This window comes from Petrachloros mirabilis, assembly GCF_975968855.1.
Window position 1 is genome coordinate 1 of sequence record NZ_CDLUDY010000260.1, and the last position, 3,989, is coordinate 3,989.

Consider the following 3,989-nt stretch of genomic DNA (forward strand, 5'->3'; position numbering starts at 1 on the left):
AAACACCGCACTCATTCAAACGGAGGATTAGCGCTGGGCAACAAAATCAAGGGCGCCCGTAGCGTCGCAACCCATGTAGCGATATAACCAGCTGCTGAATCTGCGAAGTGCCTTCAATCACCTCCAGCACCTTTGCTTCACGCATGTAGCGTTCAACTGGATAGGAATTGCTGAAGCCGTTTCCGCCGTGAACCTGGACCGCATCGCAAGCCGTGCGAAAAGCAGTCGTTGCTGAAAAATGCTTGGCGATCGTGGTTTCGATGACAGCGTCTGGATTTCCTGATTTGCGCGCTTCGCCAGCCCTCAGGCAAAGACTTTTGGCGGCGTAAAGGCGGGAAACCGCCTCGGCAATCATTTCGCGAACCAACTGGAAGGTGCCTATTTTTTCTCCGAACTGTTTGCGTTTCTTGGAATAGGACACCATCGCATCGAGGGCGGCTTCCGCGAGGCCTACTCCACCCCAGGCAATCGAGTAACGCCCATAGTCCAGGGCAGTATTTGCCACAAATGTAAATCCCTGACCAGCTTGTCCGATGAGGTTCGCCTTCGGTATCACGACATCACGCAGGATGATCTCCGAGATGTGACAGGCTCTACCTGCCATCAGGCCATGTTGAGGTTTCACTTCAACACCGACTCGATCCCTTTCGACCAGGAAGGCTGACATGGCATTTTCATCGCGCGCGATGATCAGGAATAGATCCGCGATACCAGAAAAGGTAATCCAGCGCTTGTGCCCGTTAAGGCGGAACTCATCACCAAGGTCGCTATAGGCACACTCGATGCCGGCCGCATCTGATCCGTGATCTGGCTCGGTGAGACCGAAAGCACAAATCGTTTCCCCGCGTGCAATGGAGGGGATCCATTTTTGAATCTGCTCTTCCGATCCGCACTTCAGAATGGTCTCGGCTGCGAGTGCGAGGTGCACGGTAAGCAGCCTGCTTGCACTGCAATCTCCCTTTTCTATAGCGGCGACCAGCAGTCCGTAGGCTACCGGATCGAGACCCAGTCCGCCGTACTCTTCCGGGATTGTAGCGCCGAGGTATCCTCGCTCGCCCATTTGTCTGACCAGGTCTTCAGGAAAGGCGCCACGCTCATCATTTTCTCCTGCCCGTGGAGCCAGAACGGTGCGAGCGAACTCAGTCGCACCGTCTATGATTTCACTTTGCCGCTTGTCAAGCTCGATATTCAAGACAGCCTGCTGCCCTCGCTCGGTTGCTTTTTGTTTTCGACGAAACTGATAATCTTGTTGACGGAATGAAAGTTCTCGATATTCAGATCTTCATTTCCGATCTTGATGTCGAATTCCTGCTCGAGGAAGGCGAGCAACTTGACTGCGAATAGTGAGTCGACGAAGCCCTGGCGGAAGATGTGGTCCTCATCGCTGAACTCCACGTCCGAGTCGAATATTTTCAAGTTATCCTCAATGATGCTGCGGATCTTTTCTCTCACCATGCACTCCATGATACTTTGCTGATGGTTTTGCAGTAATCCGGGACAGGGGGGATATCTGTTAGATCGTTTTCCAATAGGGTGATTCCATTATCTCGTTGTTCTTTCTCTACAAAACCGGCCACCATGTATGATATACGCATCATCCGATTTCGGCCGGTGTCATTGAAATCTGCTGTCAGCCGAACACCACTGTCCCTGGCTGCGTTTCTTAGTAAGGAGAGTAAGATTGAACTTACTCCTGCTGACATGACACGACAGGAAAACAACAGAAGATTCAGATTCCATACATCTTTTGCCAGCTCCAGCACCGCCAATCCGATCTTTCCGTAGCTTCCATACTTATCGGTAAGCTCACAGACGAGGATTTTGTGGCGGCCATCTTTACGCATGGCATCAAGTGATTCTACAGTGTATGTTTTGCCGGTTGCATTGAGCTGGTTGGTTCGAAAAGTGAGTTCCTCGGCCCGGACAAGGTCTTCCTCCCGGGCTTCGGTGATCTCGAGGACCATGTCGAGTTCTCGCAGAAAACTCTCCTTCGGTCCCACAAACTCTTCCTCTTCCTTGCGTCGCACGATATCGCTCTGGTACATGCGCCGGCGCAATTCAGAGTCGCGGGTGATGTACCTGGGCTTGAGTCGAGGTTCTTCCAACAGCTGAAGATAATGACGGCTGTCCAGGCACCATACATCATCATGGGTAGCCGCTACCTCGTCTCGTTCAAGAGGCTCATCGTCGATAAACAGGAGGGTGTCGTAGGCAATATTCAAGTGCTCCTGAATAAGGCGGACCGACAGGGATTTTGCATCCCATCGGATTTCCGGGTAGAGGAAGTAATCTGCAATACCAAACTCCTGTAGTTTGGCCATGGCCTGGTCATAGTCGTTACGGCTTGCGATGGAATGAAGAATTCCCCTCCGGTCGAGTTCTTCGAGTATTTCCACCATACGTGGTTTGAGACTAACCGATGAATCCTCCAATAGAGTCCCATCCCAAATGGTGTTGTCCAGGTCCCATATGACGCACTTAATGGTGGGATCTTTCATGGTGCTGCTCTTATAAACCTGTTGGCCTGCTACTTGGAATACTTGAAGAAGCCTCTGCCGCTTTTTCTGCCAAGGTATCCGGCATCAACCATCTTCTGCAGCAGAGGGCAGGGGCGAAATTTCGGATCTTTGTATTCGTCGAAAAGAACAAGTATGGAGTTAAGCACAGTATCGAGGCCGATGAGGTCGGCCGTGGCCAACGGCCCCATATTATGTCCAAAACCAAGCCTGAATAATTTATCGACATCAGCGGCTTCAGCTACTCCGTCCTGTAAGATAAATGCGCATTCGTTTACCGCAAGCATCATGACGCGGTTGGATATGAAGCCGGGAAGGTCTTTAACCAGTACATGGTCTTTGCCAAGCCGCTTTACCAGAGCAAGCGCGGTTTCAATGGTTTCTTCGGAAGTGCGCTCGGCTCGTATCATTTCGACAATCTTCTTGACCGGGACCGGATTCATGAAGTGCATGCCGAGCATTTTTTCGGGATCTTTGATGTGGTTTGCCAGCCTGGTGATCGAGATGCAGGATGTATTAACGGCGTAAAAGGTTTCGTTGCGACAGATTGTCGAGAGTTGTTCGTAGAGTCGAGCCTTCGCGTGGTAGTCTTCCACGATGTTCTCGATGATGAAGTCCGCGTCAACCATCGCGTCAAGATTGGAGCTAAAGGTTATCCGGCCAAGGATATCCTCGTCGTCTGCTTCACGATACTCAGGGACGAGCATGCGGTAGGTTCTGAGATCCGATCGAATCGTTTGCGCAGACTGTTCTAGTTCTTTGTCCGTGAGGTCGTTAAGGATTACATCGTATCCGAATCTGGCTAAATCAACAGCAAGACCGTTACCGATGGTTCCCGCGCCGACAACGCCAATCGTATTCACTTGTGACACTTATACACCCCCCTTTTGCCCCACCCTCTATGCGGATAAAAGCAATCCGCTTGTTCGACAAAATCAAGAACGGTACTTAGATTACAGCGCAATGCGCATTACTTCAAACACGTTATCTCACTGGGTTGATTGAGATTTTTTCTGGCCCCGTGCTGAACTGGCCGGCGGAAATGACGGATCTCAAATTCCATTCAAATGGGGCTTCCAGCAACCATGTAGAGCCGTTTGCGGCTTTCGCCGTCAGGCGAAAGAAGCGAAATGTGGGTGGTGCACTACATCATGACGCCCGCGTCACTGGCGCCTCGTGCGATATGACTGTCGCCGGGGCGCTTACGGTTTCTTCGGGGTCGTGTACGGGACCTCTTTCTGAAACGGCTCCCAGGTCGTTTCATACCCGACAAAACCCTTCTCGTTGGGTTCCTTCTGACGGGTTGTCAGGAAACGCGCCTTGCCTTCAGGAACTTTGGGTCTGGTTTTGGGTGGTTCGCTCATAATATTTGCCTCTTGCTGAGAAAATTCTACACGTGACGTGACGTTACGCCTAATTGAGAACCTCGTGGATACTGGGCCCCGTTTCAACATCCGGGCCTTCTTCGACTTT

At 51.4% G+C, this 3,989-nt stretch carries 5 protein-coding genes; all 5 read right to left on the reverse strand.

Annotation, left to right across the window (positions count from 1 at the left end; genetic code table 11):
• Window positions 1-46 precede the first annotated feature (46 nt).
• The 5 genes from ACWVCN_RS11030 to ACWVCN_RS11050 all read right to left on the reverse strand — a co-directional run bounded on the left by ACWVCN_RS11030 (window position 47) and on the right by ACWVCN_RS11050 (window position 3,880).
• Complete coding sequence (locus tag ACWVCN_RS11030) at window positions 47-1,192, reverse strand: acyl-CoA dehydrogenase family protein (protein WP_455245752.1); 1,146 nt, start codon at window positions 1,190-1,192, stop codon at window positions 47-49.
• Window positions 1,189-1,455, reverse strand: coding sequence for an acyl carrier protein (locus ACWVCN_RS11035; protein WP_455245753.1), 267 nt, complete (start codon window positions 1,453-1,455; stop codon window positions 1,189-1,191). Before ACWVCN_RS11035 ends, ACWVCN_RS11030 begins: the two co-directional genes overlap by 4 nt.
• Complete coding sequence (locus ACWVCN_RS11040; protein WP_455245755.1) at window positions 1,449-2,498, reverse strand: HAD-IIIC family phosphatase; 1,050 nt, start codon at window positions 2,496-2,498, stop codon at window positions 1,449-1,451. Before ACWVCN_RS11040 ends, ACWVCN_RS11035 begins: the two co-directional genes overlap by 7 nt.
• A gap of 29 nt (window positions 2,499-2,527) precedes the next feature.
• Window positions 2,528-3,388 carry a 3-hydroxyacyl-CoA dehydrogenase family protein gene (locus ACWVCN_RS11045; RefSeq protein ID WP_455245757.1) on the reverse strand — a complete coding sequence of 287 codons (861 nt, stop codon included), beginning with the start codon at window positions 3,386-3,388 and terminating at the stop codon, window positions 2,528-2,530.
• Window positions 3,389-3,718: 330 nt separating this feature from the next.
• Entirely contained in the window at window positions 3,719-3,880 is a 162-nt protein-coding gene (locus ACWVCN_RS11050) for a hypothetical protein (protein ID WP_455245758.1), read from the reverse strand.
• Between the last annotated feature and the right edge of the window lie 109 nt (window positions 3,881-3,989).

Coding starts and splice junctions, on each gene's coding strand:
- ACWVCN_RS11035 (WP_455245753.1), bottom strand. CDS start 1,455: ATGGTGAGAGAAAAGATCCGCAGCATCATTGAGGATAACTTGAAAATA.
- ACWVCN_RS11040 (WP_455245755.1), bottom strand. CDS start 2,498: ATGAAAGATCCCACCATTAAGTGCGTCATATGGGACCTGGACAACACC.
- ACWVCN_RS11050 (WP_455245758.1), bottom strand. CDS start 3,880: ATGAGCGAACCACCCAAAACCAGACCCAAAGTTCCTGAAGGCAAGGCG.